This window comes from Cellulomonas sp. NS3 (genome assembly GCF_024757985.1).
Lineage (GTDB): Bacteria > Actinomycetota > Actinomycetes > Actinomycetales > Cellulomonadaceae > Cellulomonas_A.
The window spans coordinates 2633023-2648782 of record NZ_CP103289.1 but is presented as its reverse complement, the minus strand read 5'-3'; the positions used below and the strand labels follow the sequence as shown (position 1 = coordinate 2648782).

General features: G+C 75.6%; 13 protein-coding genes. 4 read left to right on the top strand and 9 right to left on the bottom strand.

The features are described 5' to 3' along the window. Positions 1-65: 65 nt before the first annotated feature. The 4 genes from uca to NXY84_RS21755 all read right to left on the bottom strand — a co-directional run bounded on the left by uca (position 66) and on the right by NXY84_RS21755 (position 6132). Positions 66-3644, bottom strand: coding sequence for an urea carboxylase (uca, locus tag NXY84_RS12140; protein ID WP_258723348.1), 3579 nt, complete (start codon positions 3642-3644; stop codon positions 66-68). Positions 3645-3647: 3 nt separating this feature from the next. Then, on the bottom strand, positions 3648-4433 hold the full coding sequence (locus NXY84_RS12135) for an urea amidolyase associated protein UAAP2 (RefSeq protein ID WP_258723347.1): 786 nt from the start codon (positions 4431-4433) through the stop codon (positions 3648-3650). Further along, entirely contained in the window at positions 4430-5299 is an 870-nt protein-coding gene (locus tag NXY84_RS12130; RefSeq protein WP_258723346.1) for an urea amidolyase associated protein UAAP1, read from the bottom strand. Before NXY84_RS12130 ends, NXY84_RS12135 begins: the two co-directional genes overlap by 4 nt. Before the next feature lie 110 nt (positions 5300-5409). Next, a complete protein-coding gene (locus tag NXY84_RS21755; RefSeq protein ID WP_309484990.1) occupies positions 5410-6132 on the bottom strand; it encodes a TetR/AcrR family transcriptional regulator in 723 nt (240 codons plus the stop codon). Positions 6133-6282: 150 nt separating this feature from the next. On the opposite strand from NXY84_RS21755, the gene NXY84_RS12120 reads away from it, so the two are divergent. Next, positions 6283-7815, top strand: coding sequence for a sodium:solute symporter family protein (locus NXY84_RS12120; protein ID WP_258723345.1), 1533 nt, complete (start codon positions 6283-6285; stop codon positions 7813-7815). A 194-nt stretch (positions 7816-8009) separates the two neighbouring features. On the opposite strand, the gene NXY84_RS12115 is transcribed toward NXY84_RS12120, so the two are convergent. Both NXY84_RS12115 and NXY84_RS12110 read right to left on the bottom strand, forming a co-directional pair. Beyond that, positions 8010-9425 (bottom strand): endo-1,4-beta-xylanase, encoded by a 1416-nt coding sequence (locus NXY84_RS12115; protein WP_258723344.1) that lies wholly within the window; start codon positions 9423-9425, stop codon positions 8010-8012. Positions 9426-9742: 317 nt separating this feature from the next. Continuing rightward, complete coding sequence (locus NXY84_RS12110; protein WP_258723343.1) at positions 9743-10420, bottom strand: SDR family oxidoreductase; 678 nt, start codon at positions 10418-10420, stop codon at positions 9743-9745. 69 nt (positions 10421-10489) lie between these two features. On the opposite strand from NXY84_RS12110, the gene NXY84_RS12105 reads away from it, so the two are divergent. Continuing rightward, a complete protein-coding gene (locus NXY84_RS12105) occupies positions 10490-11377 on the top strand; it encodes a pentapeptide repeat-containing protein (RefSeq protein ID WP_258723342.1) in 888 nt (295 codons plus the stop codon). 21 nt (positions 11378-11398) lie between these two features. Further along, positions 11399-12703: a cation:proton antiporter gene (locus tag NXY84_RS12100; RefSeq protein WP_258723341.1), complete on the top strand. Its 1305-nt coding sequence runs from the start codon at positions 11399-11401 to the stop codon at positions 12701-12703. Between the two features lie 15 nt (positions 12704-12718). Here the strand turns inward: NXY84_RS12100 and NXY84_RS12095 are convergent, their stop codons facing one another. From NXY84_RS12095 to NXY84_RS12085, 3 genes are all read right to left on the bottom strand, one after another. Further along, entirely contained in the window at positions 12719-13378 is a 660-nt protein-coding gene (locus NXY84_RS12095; RefSeq protein ID WP_258723340.1) for a DUF1684 domain-containing protein, read from the bottom strand. 100 nt (positions 13379-13478) lie between these two features. Continuing rightward, entirely contained in the window at positions 13479-14441 is a 963-nt protein-coding gene (locus NXY84_RS12090) for a class F sortase (RefSeq protein ID WP_258723339.1), read from the bottom strand. Positions 14442-14457: 16 nt separating this feature from the next. Continuing rightward, positions 14458-15114 (bottom strand): DUF4142 domain-containing protein, encoded by a 657-nt coding sequence (locus NXY84_RS12085; RefSeq protein WP_258723338.1) that lies wholly within the window; start codon positions 15112-15114, stop codon positions 14458-14460. A 183-nt stretch (positions 15115-15297) separates the two neighbouring features. On the opposite strand from NXY84_RS12085, the gene NXY84_RS12080 reads away from it, so the two are divergent. Continuing rightward, complete coding sequence (locus NXY84_RS12080) at positions 15298-15759, top strand: NUDIX domain-containing protein (protein WP_258723337.1); 462 nt, start codon at positions 15298-15300, stop codon at positions 15757-15759. The last annotated feature ends 1 nt before the right edge of the window (position 15760 follow it).

The window sequence follows — 15760 nt, the reverse complement described above, 5'->3', positions numbered from 1 at the left end:
TTCGGCTGCCGGTCGCGTGCGGATCCTCACGTCGCCGCCGGGGAATACCCGCGCCGTCCGCCGGGTCAGGCCGCCACCTCCTCGCGGACGACCACGAGCGCCTGGCCCGGGCCGACCTGGTCGCCGGGGGCCACGGCGACGTCGACGACGACCCCCGCGGTGAGCGCCGTGACGGGGGCCTCCATCTTCATGGCCTCGAGCGCGAGCAGCACCTGGCCGGCCTCGACGCGGTCGCCCGGCGTGACGTCGACCCGGAACACCGTGCCGACGAACGGCGCGTCGACGCTCGCGCACCCGGCCGGCAGCGCGGCCGCGGGCGGGGCGACGGCGAGCGCCGGCTCGGGCCGCGGGTCGAACTCCCCGGCGGCCTCCCACGCGGCTCGCTCGTCCGCGAACGCCGCCGACTGCCGCGCCTGGAACTCCGCGATCGAGCCGGCCTCGTCCCGCAGGAAGCGCTCGTGGTCCGCGAGCACGAACTCGTCCTCGTCGATCCGCACGTCGAGCCGCCCGGCGGCCATGTCGGCGCGCATGTCGAGCAGCTCGTCGGCCTCGACCGGGAACCACCGGATCCGGTCGAAGAAGCGCAGCAGCCACGGCGTGCCGGGCTCGAACGGCCCGCGCTGGCGGTGCGTGTCCCAGACCTGCACGGTGCGCCCGACGAACTGGTAGCCGCCCGGCCCCTCCATGCCGTAGATGCACAGGTAGGCGCCGCCGATCCCCACGGCGTTCTGCGGGGTCCAGGTCCGCGCCGGGTTGTACTTCGTGGTGACGAGCCGGTGCCGCGGGTCGAGCGGTGTCGCGACGGGCGCGCCGAGGTAGACGTCGCCGAGCCCGAGCACGAGGTACTCCGCGTCGAACACGGTGCGGTGCACGTCGTCGACCGAGCCCAGGCCGTTGATCCGGCGGATGAACTCGATGTTCCACGGGCACCACGGGGCGTCGTCGCGCACGCCCGCCATGTAGCGCTCGGTCGCCTCGCGGGTCGCCGGGTCGTCCCAGCTGAGCGGGAGGTGCACGGTGCGGGACGGCACGACGAGGTCGCTCGTCGGGGGCAGCCCGTCCTCGGCCTCCTGCACGAGGTCGAGCATCGTGCGCAGCGGCAGCACGTCGGGGTCGAGGTGGACCTGGAGCGAGCGGATCCCGGGCGTGAGGTCGACGACGCCCGCGCGGCCGTCGGCGGCGATGCGCTCGGCGAGCGCGTGCACCCGCAGGCGCGTCGCGAGGTCGAGCTGCATCGGGCCGTACTCGATGAGCAGGTTGTCGTCGCCCGAGCGCCGGTACGTCACCGCCGGGCGGTCGGTCGACGCGTCGAGCCGCCCGAGCACGCCGCCGTCGTGGTGCGCGGGGCGGGACGGCACCGGCAGCGTCAGCGGCGCCTGCCGCAGGGCCTCGGCCTGCGGCTCGTCGACGGGCACGAACTCCACGGTGTCGCCGGGCCGGAGCTGCCCGAGCTTCCAGAGCTGACCGACGGCGACCGTCGCGGGGCACGTGAAGCCGCCGAGGCTCGGGCCGTCGGGGCCCAGCAGGATCGGGACGTCGCCCGTGTAGTCGACCGCGCCGACCGCGTACGGGGTGTCGTGGATGTTCGACGGGTGCAGCCCCGCCTCGCCGCCGTCGGGCCGAGCCCATGTCGGCTTGGGGCCGACGAGACGGACCCCGGTGCGCGCCGAGTTGAAGTGCACCGACCAGCGCGCGGCGTAGAACTCCGTCACGTCCTCGGGCGTGAAGAACTCCGGCGCCGCGTGCGGGCCCTCGAGCGCGCCTATCCGCCACGTGTCGCCGAACGCCGGGCGCCCGTCTTGCGGGACGCCGGCGGGTGCGGGCGCCGCGGCGTCCGCGGTCCGGAGGGCGAGCAGGTCGCCGGGCCGCAGCGGTCGGCCCGTCGCGCCCCCGATCTCCCCGAGGTCGAACGTGGCCGCCGAGCCGAGCACGTGCGGGACGTCGAGCCCGCCGCTGACGAGCACGTACGCCCGCATGCCGGCGCTCGCGGTGCCCACGTCGAGCACGCCGCCTGCGGGGACCTCGACGGGCTCCCACTGCGGGACGGGCTCGCCGTCCAGCGTCACGGGCGTCGGTGCGCCCGCCACGAGCACCGTCGCCGGGGTCGCGAACCGCAGCGACGGGCCCGTCATCGTGCACTCGAGCCCCGGCGCACCCTCGGGGTTGCCGAGCGCACGGTTGCCGAGCCGGAAGGACAGGTCGTCCATCGGGCCCGACGGCGGGATGCCGACGTGCCAGTACCCGGTGCGCCCCGGCCAGTCCTGCACGGTCGTGAGCATCCCGGCGCGCAGCACCTCGACCCGCGGTGACTCGTCGCGCACGTGCGCGAGCGTCGCGGTCGTGTGCGTCGCGGCGAGCATGTCGCCGTCGCGCGCGATCGAGCGCAGCAGCCCGACGTTCGTGGCGACCCCCTCGACCCGGGTCTCCGCGAGCGCGTCGCCGAGCGCGGCCCACGCGGACGCCCGGTCCCCGCCCGCGACGACGACCTTGGCGAGCAGGGGGTCGTAGTGCGTGCTGACCTCGCTGCCGGCCTCGACCCACGTGTCGACCCGCACGCCCGGTGGCGTCCGCACGCACGTCACCGTCCCGGCGCTGGGCAGGTGGTCGTGGTCGGGGTTCTCGGCGTAGACCCGCGCCTCGACGGCGTGCCCGCGCGCGACGAGCGGGGTCTCGACCACGGACGTGTCGCCCTGCGCGAGCCGGAGCATCCACGCGACGAGGTCGACCCCGTAGACCGCCTCGGTGACCGGGTGCTCGACCTGGAGGCGGGTGTTGACCTCGAGGAACGCGACCTCCTCGCGCTCGGCGTCGTACACGTACTCGACCGTGCCGGCCGAGCGGTACGCGACCGACGCGCACAGGTCCCGTGCCGCCGTGGCGATCGTGCTGCGGACGTGGTCCGGCAGCGCCGGGGCGGGTGCCTCCTCGCAGACCTTCTGGTTGCGGCGCTGCAGGGAGCAGTCCCGGTCGCCGAGCGTCACGACCGTGCCCAGCCCGTCGCCGAACGCCTGCACCTCGACGTGCCGGGCCGCGGTGATGAGCCGCTCGAGGAAGACCCCGGCGGTCCCGAAGCTCGCACCCGCGACGCGACGCACCGCCTCCCAGGCGCCCGCCAGCTCGTCGGGCCCGTGGCACGCGCGCATGCCGATCCCGCCGCCGCCCGCCGTCGCCTTGAGCATGACCGGCCACCCGATCGTCTCCGCGGCGGCGAGCGCCTCGTCGAGCGTCGCGAGCAGGCCCGTCCCCGCGAGCATCGGGACGCCGACCGCGCGGGCCGCGTCGCGCGCGGTGTGCTTCGACCCGAAGAGCTCCAGGTGCTCGGGGCGGGGGCCCACGAACGCGATCCCGGCGTCCTCGGCGGCGCGCGCGAAGCCCGCGTTCTCCGAGAGGAAGCCGTAGCCGGGGTGGATCGCGCCCGCGCCGGTCGCGAGGGCGGCCTCGACGATCCGGTCGGCGCGCAGGTAGCTGTGCGCGGCCGGCGCCGGCCCGAGCAGCACCGCCTCGTCGGCGAGGTGCGTGTGCGCCGCGCCCGCGTCGGCCTCGGAGTACACCGCGACCGTGCGCAGGCCGAGCTCGCGCGCGGTGCGCAGGATGCGGACGGCGATCTCGCCGCGGTTCGCGACGAGCAGCGTGTCGAACGTCATGGCTCAGCCCTCGCTCGGGTCGGTCGGGAGCGGGCCCGCGGCGTCCGGGCGGGTCGCGTGCGGCCCGGGCGCCGGGTCCGCGCCCGGGTCCTGGCGCGGGTCCGTGACGACCATCCGGACGGGCGTCGGGTCGAAGCCGTTGCACGGGTTGTTGACCTGGGGGCAGTTGGAGACGACGACGAGGACGTCCTTCTCGGCGCGGAGCGTCAGGCTCAGGCCCGGCGCCGAGATGCCGTCGACGATGCCGAGCGCGCCGTCCGGGTCGACCGGCACGTTCATGTACCAGTTGATGTTCGAGACGAGGTCGCGCTTGCCCAGGCCGTGGCGGCCGCCCTCGGCCAGGAAGTTCTCGACGCACGCGTGCTGGCTCGCGGTGTGGTGGCCGTAGCGCAGCGTGTTCGACTCCTTCGAGCACGCGCCACCGAGCGTGTCGTGGCGCCCGCAGTCGTCCGCGACGAGCGTCATCATCGGCGCGTGCTCGCAGTCCCGCAGCACGCTCCCCGTCGTGAGGAAGACCGAGGACTGCGCCTGGATGGTGTCGGGCGCGCTGTACCGCAGCGACGTGTCGTGGGCGTCGAACGCGAGGAAGTCGACCGCCTGGTTGCCGCCGAGGTCCACGATCGTCAGCAGCTGGCCGCGCCGTACGACCGCGGACCAGGGCGCGCGCGCCGGGACGACGGCGTCGAGCACGACGGCGCCGACGGCGGCGGGCGGGAGGTTCGCGCCGGGGAGCGGCGCGATGCGCGCCGGTCCGCCGGACGGCTGAGCGTGGGTCTCGGTCGTGGTCATCGGGCTGCTCCTGCCGTCGGACGGGCGGTGCGGGTGGCGAGGGACGCGGCGGCGTTGGTCAGCGCACGGCGCCCCTCGGGGGTGGCGTCCCAGCGGGGGTCGGCCGGCGCGGTCGGCTCGCCGCGCCATGCCAGGACCTCGAGCGGCGTGCACGTGAAGCGCTCGCGCGCGTCGAGCGGGTGGGCGGTGTTCGCGACCAGGAGGATCAGCGGGACCTCGGCCACGAGCGTCACGTGCGCGCCGGCCCCGGCCGAGCCGTGGTGGTGCGGGGCGCCGTGCTCGTCGACCCGCACGCCCTGGAAGAACGAGAGACTCGGTGGCAGGTCCCGCCGCGTGAGCCCGTGCTTGGCGGCGGCGAGCGCGAACAGCTCGCGTCCCGCGGGGGAGGGTCCGTGCGCCGCGCCGTCGCCGTACCGGGCCTCGTTGCGCGCCCGGGTGCTGGTGCCGAACAGCGTGTCGTGGTGGCCGGAGGTGTCCTCGACCACGCTCGCGAGCGCCCGGCCCTGGTCCGAGAGCAGCAGGTGCCCGGCGGTCAGGTACACCTGCCACTGGACCTTGACGGTGTCGGCGACGTTGAGGCGCTCCCACGGCTGCGCGGCGTCGTACGCGAGCACGTGCGCGCAGGCGTCCCCGTCGAGGTCGGTGAGCCGCACGTGCGTCCCCCGCGCGACCGACAGGTGGGTGTAGCCCCCGCCCGCGACCGTCTCGGCCCACACGAGGTCCTCGGGCCCGACGCCGTCCGGCGGCGTCAGCCAGGCGCTCGCGGGCAGGACCGGGCGGGTGCGCACCGCACCGGCGGCGGCAGCCTCCTGGGCGCGGGCGTGCTCCCGCGCCCCTGCGGTCGTGGACGTGCTGGATGCCGTCATGGCGGCCCTCCCGGTGGTTCCTGTCGAGTGACAGGAACACACTGCGAGGCGCGCGTTCCCGCGCGGTCACCGCCGTGTGTCCGGGGCGTAAACCCTCGCGGCGGCCGCCGTCAGGCCGGCGTGCGGTCTCCCGACGCGCGCTCGATGCGGGCGAGCCCGTCCTCGCCCCAGCCGAGCACCCGCAGCACCGAGCGGGCGACCGTCGTGACCAGCGCCTCGCTGTCCGGGACGGCGCGCGCGTGGTCGGTGCCGACCGTGCCGCCCGGCCCGCCGCCGCCGGCCTCGCGCCCGCGCACGCCGATCACGCTCTCGACCAGCCCGAAGACGACGTCGGTGAGCACGTCGAGCGGCCCCAGCGCCGCGCCCGGTGCCGCCGCCTGCTCGACGAGGGTCCCGTACGCGTCGCGCAGGCGGGTACGCTGCGCCCGGAAGTCGGCGAAGCGCTCGGCCCGCACCTCGGGCAGCAGGTACAGCGCGCCGACGTTGGCCGGCGCGTCGAGCAGCAGCCGGCAGTCGACCGTCACGAGCGCGTGCAGCCGCACCGCCGGGTCGCGGTCGTCCGCGAGCAGGCGCTCCGCGGCGTCGAGCGACGGCGCGACCGTCCGGCTCAGGAGCTCCGCGAGGATGTCCGCCTTGCTCGCGAAGTGGTAGTACAGCGACGCCTGGCGGATCCCCACGGCGGCGGCGATCGCGCGGGTCGACGTCGCGTCGTAGCCGCAGTCGACGAAGAGCCGGGCGGCCGCGCGCAGGATCTGCTCGGGCGCGGGGAGGTCGGGGTGGGCCGAGACGCCGACGCGGGGACGGCCCTTGGCCGGTGCGGGTGCGGGTGCCACGGTCGCCATGCTAGGTGCAGCCGCCGTGGGGCCCGCGCCGCGGACCGCCGGCGGCGTTAACACGCTTGTTTCGTGGCGGCAGCACCGCCGACACGGCCCGGGTGGTCAATGTTCCTGTCACTTGACAGGCACACGTCCCCCGGAGGACCCATGATCATCGCCGGTGTCGGCCTCAGCGTCCTCGCAGTCGTCCTCGTCGGGATCGTCGTCGCCCGCAAGGTCGACGGCGACAGCGCGAACTACCTCGTCGCCGGCCGCCGCCTCGGCACACCGCTGGTCGCCGCGTCGCTCATGGCCGCCGCCGTCGACTCCAACGCCACGGTCGGCAACACCGACCTCACCGCCTCGTTCGGCTTCTGGTCCGGGGCGTCGCTCGCCCTGGGCCTCGCGATCTGCCTGCTCCTGACCGGGCTCTTCCTGGCCCGGCCGATGAACCGCATGGGCCTGTTCACGCTGGCGGACTTCTACCGGCTCCGGTACGGGCGCGGGGTCGAGGTCGCGTCCTCGGTGCTGATGATCTTCGCGTTCGCGATCCTCATGGCCGGGAACCTCGTCGCGTGCGGGTACCTGCTCGAGCGGTTCCTCGGGCTCGACTACACCCTCGGGGTGCTCCTCGCCGTCGCGCTCGTGCTCGTCTACACGGTCGGCGGCGGCATGTTCTCCGACGCGTACACCGCCGCGATCCAGATCGCGATCACCGTGGTCGCGACCGTCGCGCTGCTGTGGTGGGTCGGCGCGACCATCGGCTTCGAGATCGCCGAGGGCATGGGCCCGTTCGACCTCGGCCAGCTCTCGTCGACCGACCAGGGTGCGCCGATCAACTGGGCGACGCTCGTCTCGCTCGGCATCGGCGACATCGTCGCGATCGACTTCATGCAGCGGATCTTCGCGGCGAAGAACCCCGACGTGGCGCGCCGCGCGTGCCTCACGGGCGCCGCGGGGACGGCCGTCGTCGGCGTCGCGTACGCGCTCGTCGCGCTGAGCGCCGCGTCGGTGCTCGGCCTGTCGATGGACGACGGCCCGGTGCTCTTCCAGCTGCTCGACGACCACGCGCCGACCGGCCTGACCATCCTCGTGCTCTCCGGCATCGTGGCCGCGTCGTTCTCGACCGCGTCCGGCGCGATCCTCGCGACCTCCGCGGTCGCCGTGCGCAACGTCCTCGGCGTCCGCCGCGTGGTCGACGCCGGGCCGGACCCGCTGCTGCGCTGGACCCGGGTCGCGATGGTCCCGGTCGTCGTCGCGGGCGTGCTCGTCGCGCTGCAGGTCGCGCAGACCGGGATCCTGCTCACGCTCGCCTTCGACCTCATGCTCGCGGGGCTCGTGGTGCCGTTCCTGCTCGGGATGTTCTGGAAGCGCGGCGGCACGCGGGCGGCGGTCGCGGCGCTCGTCGTCGGGCTCACGGTGCGCATCACGCTGTTCGTCCTGACGCCGACGATGTACGGCGTCCCCAACGACGTGCTGCACGTGCCGAACGCGCTCGTCGACGCCTCGTTCGACGGCTGGCCGACGTTCTACGGCGCGGTGGCGTCCCTGCTCGCGTACGTCGTCGCCGCGCTCGTCTGGCCGCGGACGGTGACCGAGGAGGCGTGGGCTCTCGCGGACGGGCTGCCGGTCGAGGCCGACGTCGCCGCGGAGGAGGACGCCGTGCCCGCGCGCGGGACGTCGGCTCCCGTCACCGCCTGACCGCGCGAGCCGCGCCGGCGAGGTGCCGGTGCGGCTCGCGTGCGGTGCGGTCGGGCGCACCGGCGCCGCCCCGACGCGACGACGGGCGGGTCGGCACCTCCCGGTGCCGGCCCGCCCGTCCTCCAGGTGCTCACGTCAGCCCGCGGGACCTGTCCCGTCGCGAGGGCCCGTGAGGCTCAGGGTGACCTCGTGCCTCAGGAGGCGCTGCAGGTCACGCGCGGCCAGGTCCAGTCGCCGCCGTGCATCACGGTGAAGCCGAAGCTCGTGGTCTGACCCGCCGCGAGCGTGCCGTTGCCGGCCGGTCGCATCGTCATGACCTTGCCCGAGCCGTCCCAGCTCGGCGTGCCGCTCCAGGTCGAGGTGATGCGCTGCGCCTGGCTGACGGTCACGGTCGACGTCCAGCTCGTGATCGCGCTGTTCGCGCGGACGGTGACGACCCCGTTGAAGCGGTCGCCCCACTTCTGGCCCTCCGAGTACGTCGCGGTGCAGCTGCCCGTGCCGGTGACCGGGGGAGTGGTCGTGGTGGGCGTCGGCTGCGGCGTCGTGGGGTTCGGCGTCGGGTCCGGCGTCGTGGTGCCGCCCGCGTTCAGCGCGTTGAGCGTCGAGGTGTACGCGGCCTTCTTGTTGCCGGAGCCGTCGAAGAGCAGCGGGGTGCCCGAGGCGCGCCACGAGTCGGTGTCCCGGACGCCCCAGACGGTGACGCCGGTGCAGCGCGCCACCGAGAGGCACGCCTGGTGCACGCCCGCGTACTGCTGGGCCTGCGAGCTGCCCGAGCCCTCGATGTCGAGCTCGGTGATCTGGACGTCGACGCCGAGCGCGGCGAAGTTGCGCAGGGTCACGTCGTAGTTCGACGGGACCGGGTTGCCGGAGTTGAAGTGCGCCTGGAAGCCGACGCAGTCGATCGGGACGCCGCGGGCCTTGAAGTCGCGGACCATGGCGTAGACGCCCTGCGTCTTCGCGTGGCTCCAGTTGTCGGTGTTGTAGTCGTTGTAGCAGAGCTTGGCGGCGGGGTCGGCGGCCCGGGCGGCGCGGAACGCGGCCTCGATCCAGTCGTTGCCCGTGCGCTGCAGGTTGGAGTCGCGACGTCCGCCGCTGCTGCCGTCGGCGTACGCCTCGTTGACGACGTCCCAGGCGTAGATCTTGCCCTTGTAGTGGGTCGCGACCTGGGTGACGTGGTTCAGCATGGCGGTGCGCAGCTGGGTGCCGGACATGTTCTGCATCCAGCCCGGCTGCTGGGAGTGCCACGCCAGCGCGTGCCCGCGCACGCGCTTGCCGTTCTGCAGCGCCCAGTTCACGATCCGGTCGCCGCTCGCGTAGCTGAACTGGTTCTGCGACGGCTCCGTCGCGTCCATCTTCATCTCGTTCTCGGCCGTGATCATGTTGAACTCACGGTTCGCGATGGTCGTGTAGGTCGAGTCGCTGAGCTTGTTCGCGGCGATGGCGGTGCCGTAGTAGCGGCCGCTCTCGGCGGCGGCGGCCTGCAGGGTGCTGCCGGCGCCCTGGGCGGGGAGCGTGGCACCCGCGAGGGTGACGGCGAGCGCGGCGACGAGGACGGCTCCCGTCCGGCGGCGGTGGGTCGAGCTCGGGGGGCGGAGCCCTGATCGGTTCATCGATTCCTCCATCTGTACCGCCGGGGACGACGATGACCCCGGCGGGGACGACAGAGTTGTGCACGCTCACAAATCCCGTCAATAGGGGCGAAACTTGCGACAACGAGGTCAGCCCGGGCGCGCACGACGATGGGAGCCCTCTCAGGCCACGTGACCTGCGGCGTTACCTGACGTGCGGAAAGAGTCGCCTAAACGATTTTTACCGGGAACTGGCCCGACGCGAAAGTATCGAAGCGCCCGTGGTCAGCGACTTCACCGCCGACGTCCCCGCGTCGACGGCACACCAGCCGCGCGCCGTCGACGGACGCGCCCGGGTGTCAGAGGGACCCGTCGCCCGGCTCCGACCGACCCGCCGCCTGGACCGCGGCGTCGACCACGTCGTCCCCGCCCACGAGCTCGAGCACGAGCCCGATCGTCGACGCCTCGTCGAGCAGCGACACCAGGACCGCGGCGACGTCGTCACGCGGGACCGAGCCGCGGCCGACCGTCGGCTCGAGCCGCACCCGCCCCGTCCCGGGGTCGTCGGTGAGCCCGCCGGGGCGCAGCACGGTCCAGTCCAGCGGGCGGCGACGCACCTCCTGCTCAGCCGCGGCCTTCGCGCGCAGGTAGGCGGCGAAGACCTCGTCCTCCACGGCGTCGGCCTCGTCGACCCCCATCGACGACACGAGCACGTACCGCCGGACGCCCGCGAGCACCGCGGCGTCGGCCAGCAGCACCGCGCCGCCGCGGTCCATCGAGTCCTTCCGCGCCGACCCGCTGCCCGGACCGGCGCCGGCCGCGAAGACGACCGCGTCGGCCCCCGCGAGGTGCGCCGCGAGCTCCTCGACGCTCGCGCGCTCGAGGTCGAGCACCAGGGGCACGGCGCCGTCGGCACTCACGTCGGCGGTGTGGTCGGGGTTGCGGACGAGCGCGACGGGCTCGTCGCCGCGGGCGGACAGCAGACGGGACAGGCGGCGGGCGATCTGGCCGTGGCCACCCGCGATGACGGTGCGCATCCGGCCACGCTATGCCGCACCTCGCGGCCGTGCGCGGTGGTGGTCCGTCGGTGCGGCACGATGGTGCGGGTGGACGCCGAACCCGCCGCACCCGCCGAGCCGCTCTCCCTGCGTGCCGACTGCGCCCGGTGCGCAGGCCTGTGCTGCGTCGTCCCGGCGTTCGTCGCGTCGTCGGACTTCGCGTTCACCAAGCCGGCCGCGACCCCCTGCCTGCACCTGCAGCCGGACGCGCGCTGCGGCATCCACGCCCAGCTGCGCGAGCGCGGCTTCCCGGGGTGCACGGTGTACGACTGCTTCGGCGCCGGGCAGGACGTCGTCCAGCTGACGTACGGCGGCCGGGACTGGCGGTCCGACCCCGCGGTCGCCGAGGAGATGTTCGCGGTGTTCCCCGTCGCGCGGCAGCTCCACGAGCTGCTCTTCTACCTCACGGCGGCGCTGGCCCTCCCAGGTGCGGCCCCCGTGCACGGCGAGCTCGCCCGCCACCTCGCCGAGACCGAGCGGCTCGCACGGTCGGAGGCGCCGGCGCTGCGGGTCCTCGACGTGGGACCCCACCGCGACGCGGTCGCCGTGACGCTGCGCCGGGCGAGCGCGCTCGTCCGCTCCACCACCGGTGCCCGGACCGCCGACCACCGCGGGGCGGACCTCCTCGGCGCCGACCTGCGCCGCGCCGACCTGCGCGGCGCGGCCCTCGCCGGCGCGCTGCTCGTCGGCGCGGACCTGCGCGGGGCGGACCTGCGGCTCGCGGACCTCGTCGGTGCGGACCTGCGCGGGACCGACCTCGCCGGGGCCGACCTCACCGACACCCTGTTCCTGACCCAGTCGCAGGTGAACGCCGCGCGCGGGGACGCCGCCACGCGCCTCCCGCCCGGCCTCGATCGGCCCGCGCACTGGTCGGCGGAGCGTCTGCCGGTCCCGCCCCGCGCGCAGGGCCGACGCTCCCGGCGCGCGCCGCGCTGAACCCGCGCCTACGCTCACGCGGTGATCGAGTTCGAGGGACCGGGCGGCCTCTTCGCTGCCATCGGCCTGGCCACCCTGGCGGCGGCGCTCCTGCCCCGGCTCCTGGGCCGGGCACCCGTGTCGATGCCGATGGTGTTCCTCGCCGCGGGGTTCGTCGGCTTCGCGGTCCTGCCCGGGCTGCCCGACCCCGACCCGCTCGAGCACGGCAGCATCACCGAGCACCTCACCGAGGTGTGCGTGATCGTCTCCCTGATGGGCGCGGGTCTCGCGCTCAACCGCCCGCTCGGCTGGCGCACGTGGTCGACGACGTGGCGCCTGCTCGCGATCGCGATGCCGCTGTCGATGCTCGCGGTGGGCGTGCTCGGCTGGGCGGTCCTCGGGCTCGGCGCCGCGAGCGCCGTGCTGCTCGCGGCGGCCCTCGCCCCGACGGACCCCGTGCTCGCGACCGAGGTCCAGGTCAGCGAGCCGGTCACCGACGGCGAGGCGGCGGACGACGAGGCGCGCTTCGCCCTGACGTCCGAGGCCGGCCTCAACGACGGCCTCGCGTTCCCGTTCACGTACCTCGCGATCGCGCTGAGCGCGGCGGCCGCCACGGGCGAGGGCCCGGGTGCGTGGGTGCCCGAGTGGCTGCTGGTCGACGTCGTCTGGCGGCTCGGTCTCGGGGTCCTCGTGGGGTTCGGCGTCGGGTGGGTGCTCGGACGGGTGTTCTTCTCGACCGTCGCGGACAAGCTCGGGCTGACGGAGAAGGCCGAGGGGTTCGTGGCGCTGGCCGCGACCTTCCTCGCGTACGGTGCCGCGGAGCTCGTGGAGGGCTACGGGTTCGTCGCCGTCTTCGTGTGCGCGTGCACCGTGCGGACCGCCGAGCGCCAGCACGGGTACCACGCGGTGCTGCACAAGTTCGTCGAGCAGATCGAGCGGCTGCTGACCGTCGCGGTCGTCGTGCTGCTGGGCGGCGCCGTCGCGCGCGGGCTGCTCGACGAGCTCGGCTGGGCCGAGGTCGGGGTCGCCGCGGCGTTCCTGCTCGTCGTCCGCCCGCTCGCCGGGTGGCTGGCGCTGACGCCCGGCAAGACAGGACCGGGGGAGCGCGCCGTCATCGCGTTCTTCGGGGTGCGGGGCGTCGGCACGCTCTACTACGTCGCGTACGCGCTCGAGCACGCGACCTTCCCGCGGGAGGCCGAGCTGTGGGGGATCGCGGGCCTCGTCGTGGTGGGCTCGATCGTGGTGCACGGCATCGGGGCGACCCCCGTCATGGCGGCGCTCGACCGCCGGCGGGCACGCGCGGCGGACGCGAAGGACGAGGTCACGATCGCGGGCACGCCCGTCTGACGCAGCGCTCGACGCTCAGAGGGAGGACGGAGCGACGAGCGCGGCGAGCGGGACGCGCTCCCCGACGGGGACGGGCGCCGCGAGGGTGTTCTCCGGCGGCGCGAGCGGGCACGCCCACGCCGGGTCGTAGGCGCACGACGGGTTGTAGGCGAAGTTCAGGTCGACGACCACGCGGCCGGCGCCGCCGCCGCTCCCGAGGTCGGCGCCCTTGATCGTGTCGAGCACGTACCGCCCGCCACCGTACGTCCCGCCGGGCCGCCCCGCGGTGGCGTCCTTGACCGGCACGAACAGACCGCCGCCGTAGCTGCGCAGGGCCCAGAGCGAGACCGTCCCGAGGTCGCCCAGAGCCACCCGGCCGACCTCCTCGAACGGGACGACGCCGTCCGTCCCCGTCGGCACGTCGAGCCGGCGACCGGGGGCCGGGAGGACCTCGGCGTCGAAGCGGAACGCCGGGTCGTAGGGCGCGACGTCGAGGCCCGCGAACGCCGCGCGGGCGTCGGGGTCGAGCGGCGACGCCGGGTGCTCGGCGAACAGCTCGTCGCGCCCGGTGACCCACAGCGCGTGCGCGACGAGCGGGTCGTCGGTCGCGGCGTGCCGCACCTCGGCGTAGAGCCGGGCGACGCGCCGGCGCCAGTCGACGACGTGCAGCACGTCGCGTGCGGGGGAGGAGGCCATCGACCCACCGTGCCACGGACCGCGTCGTCCCGCCCCGCGCGGCACGTCTCGCCCACGGACGGCGGCCGTGCCCGTCAGGCTCCTGGCGGCGGTCCGGTCCTCAGGCCGGGACCGCGTAGACGACGACGTTGTCGGCGTAGTGGCCGGTGCGGGCGTCGAACGCGCCGCCGCACGTCACGAGGACGAGCTGCGGCGCCCCGTCGGTGCGGAACAGGTCCGTGGGCAGCCCGTCGTCCTTGCTGAACGTGCGGCGGGCCGCGACGCGGTACGTCGCGGTGCCGCCCTGCCCGTCGACGAGCGTCACTGGCGTGTCGACCGGCAGCACCGCGAGCGCGCGCATGACCCCGAGGTCGCCCGGGACGTCGAGGTGCCCGACGAGCACCGTGCTGCCCGCCGGCGCGCCCACGCCCGGACCCGACTGCCACCAGCCGAGCACGTCGGGGTCGTCCGGGACGACGAGCGCGCCCGTGGGCTCGACCCCGACCGGGACGACCTCGACGGGCGCCGCCCGGCCCTGCACCTCGAGGCGCACGGGTGCGACGGCGGGCGCGGGTGCGGGTGGCGCGGTCGTCGCGCCCGGCTCCGTGATCGGCGCGGACGTCCCCGCCGGGGTGCCGGCCGGGGGAGCGGCGGCGCCTGCGCCCCGGGTCCCGGACCCCGGTTGTGCCGCACCGGGCACGCCCGTGCGCTCCGTGCCCTCGCCACCGCCCGCGGCGGCGGTCGGCGACGAGCCGGGGACGACCCCGGCGTCCGCGGCGGCGAACTGCGCGGGCTGCAGCGCGAGCCAGCTCCCGACGGCGACGGCGGCCGCACCGGCGGCCGCGGCGAGACGCAGCCCGACGACGGGCACGTCCCCCCGGCTCCGGCCCGTCCGCCGGCGGCCGCCGGCCCGCCTGCGACCGTCCCTCGGCAGGCGGCCGCCGGACGGCGCGTCGTCGCCGGGCGGCACGCTCGTGCCGGACATCGTGACGTCGCCGGGCGGCACCGCGCCGCGGGACGGCACGTGGCCGCCGCGGGGCGGCACGCGGCCGACGGGCGGACCCGCCGGCCGCGTCCTGCTCATGCCCGTCCCGTCCCGCTCACACGTGCCGGCGACGGACCGCGACGAGCGCCGTCGCCGCCAGCACGAGCAGCCCGGCTCCGGCGACCGCGAGACCGGCACCCTGCGTCGAGCCGGCCGCGTCCCCGCCCGACCCGGCCGGGACGGAGGTCGGCACCCCGAGGGCGCCGGCCGCGGCGAGCGCCATGTCGAGGTGGTGCTGGACCACCGGGGCGGACGCCGTCGCGAGCGCCTGCACGGACGGCTCCGCACCCCTGGCGAGCTCCCTCTCGCCGAGCGCGAGGGTGGCCCGGTGGGACTCGATCTGCAGCGCGACCCACGCCTTGTCGAACTCGGCGCCGCTCAGCGACTGCACCCGCGCCAGGGCGGCCGCCTGGCTCGCGCTCGGGGCGTCGGGGAGGGTGACCCCGAGCTGCTGCGCGACCGGCACGAGCTGCGCGTCGAGCGTCTGGTGGTCGGTGATGAGCATCTGGCCCATCTCCTTGACCTGCGGCGTGGTCGCCTGTGCGAGGGCGGCCTGGCCCGCGGCGATCTCGGCGAGGTTGCCCTGGTGGGCGCCGACCAGGAACTCCTGGTCCTGCGCGTTCGGGGCGGCGGCCGCGGGCCCGGCCGCGAGGGCGAGACCGCCCGCTGCGGCGACCAGGACGACGGCGGTACGGCGGAGGAGGTGGTGCATGGGGACCCCTTGCGTGTCTTCATCGACGACGCCACGTCTGCCCGAGCGACTCGTCCACTGTGCAGCACGTCCGCGCCGAGCGCTCGTCGTGCGCGAGCGGCCCGGCACGGGGCACGTGCCGTCGCGGGCTAGCGTGGGCGGCGACGGCACGACGGGACGGCGGCACGACGGGACGGGGCGAGCGTGGCGACGAGCGCGGGACTGCTGCTGCACCGCCGCGTCGACGGGCGGGTCGAGGTGCTGCTCGGGCACATGGGCGGGCCGTTCTGGGCGCGCAAGGACGCGCGCGCGTGGACGATCCCGAAGGGCGAGTACGTGCCGCCCGAGGACCCGCTCGACGCCGCGGTGCGGGAGTTCACCGAGGAGGTCGGGCAGCCGCCGCCGCCCGGCGCCGACGTCCCGCTCGGCGAGGTGCGCCAGCGCGGCGGCAAGGTCGTCGCGGTGTGGGCGCGGGAGGGCGACCTCGACCCGGGTGCGGGCACGCCCGGGACGTTCACGATGGAGTGGCCGCCGCGCTCCGGCCGGCAGGCGACGTTCCCGGAGCTCGACGTGGTGCGCTGGTGGCCGCTCGACGAGGCACGCCCGCGGGTCGTGGCCGCGCACGAGGAGCTGCTCGACCGGCTCGCCGCACGCCTCGCGGGCTGAG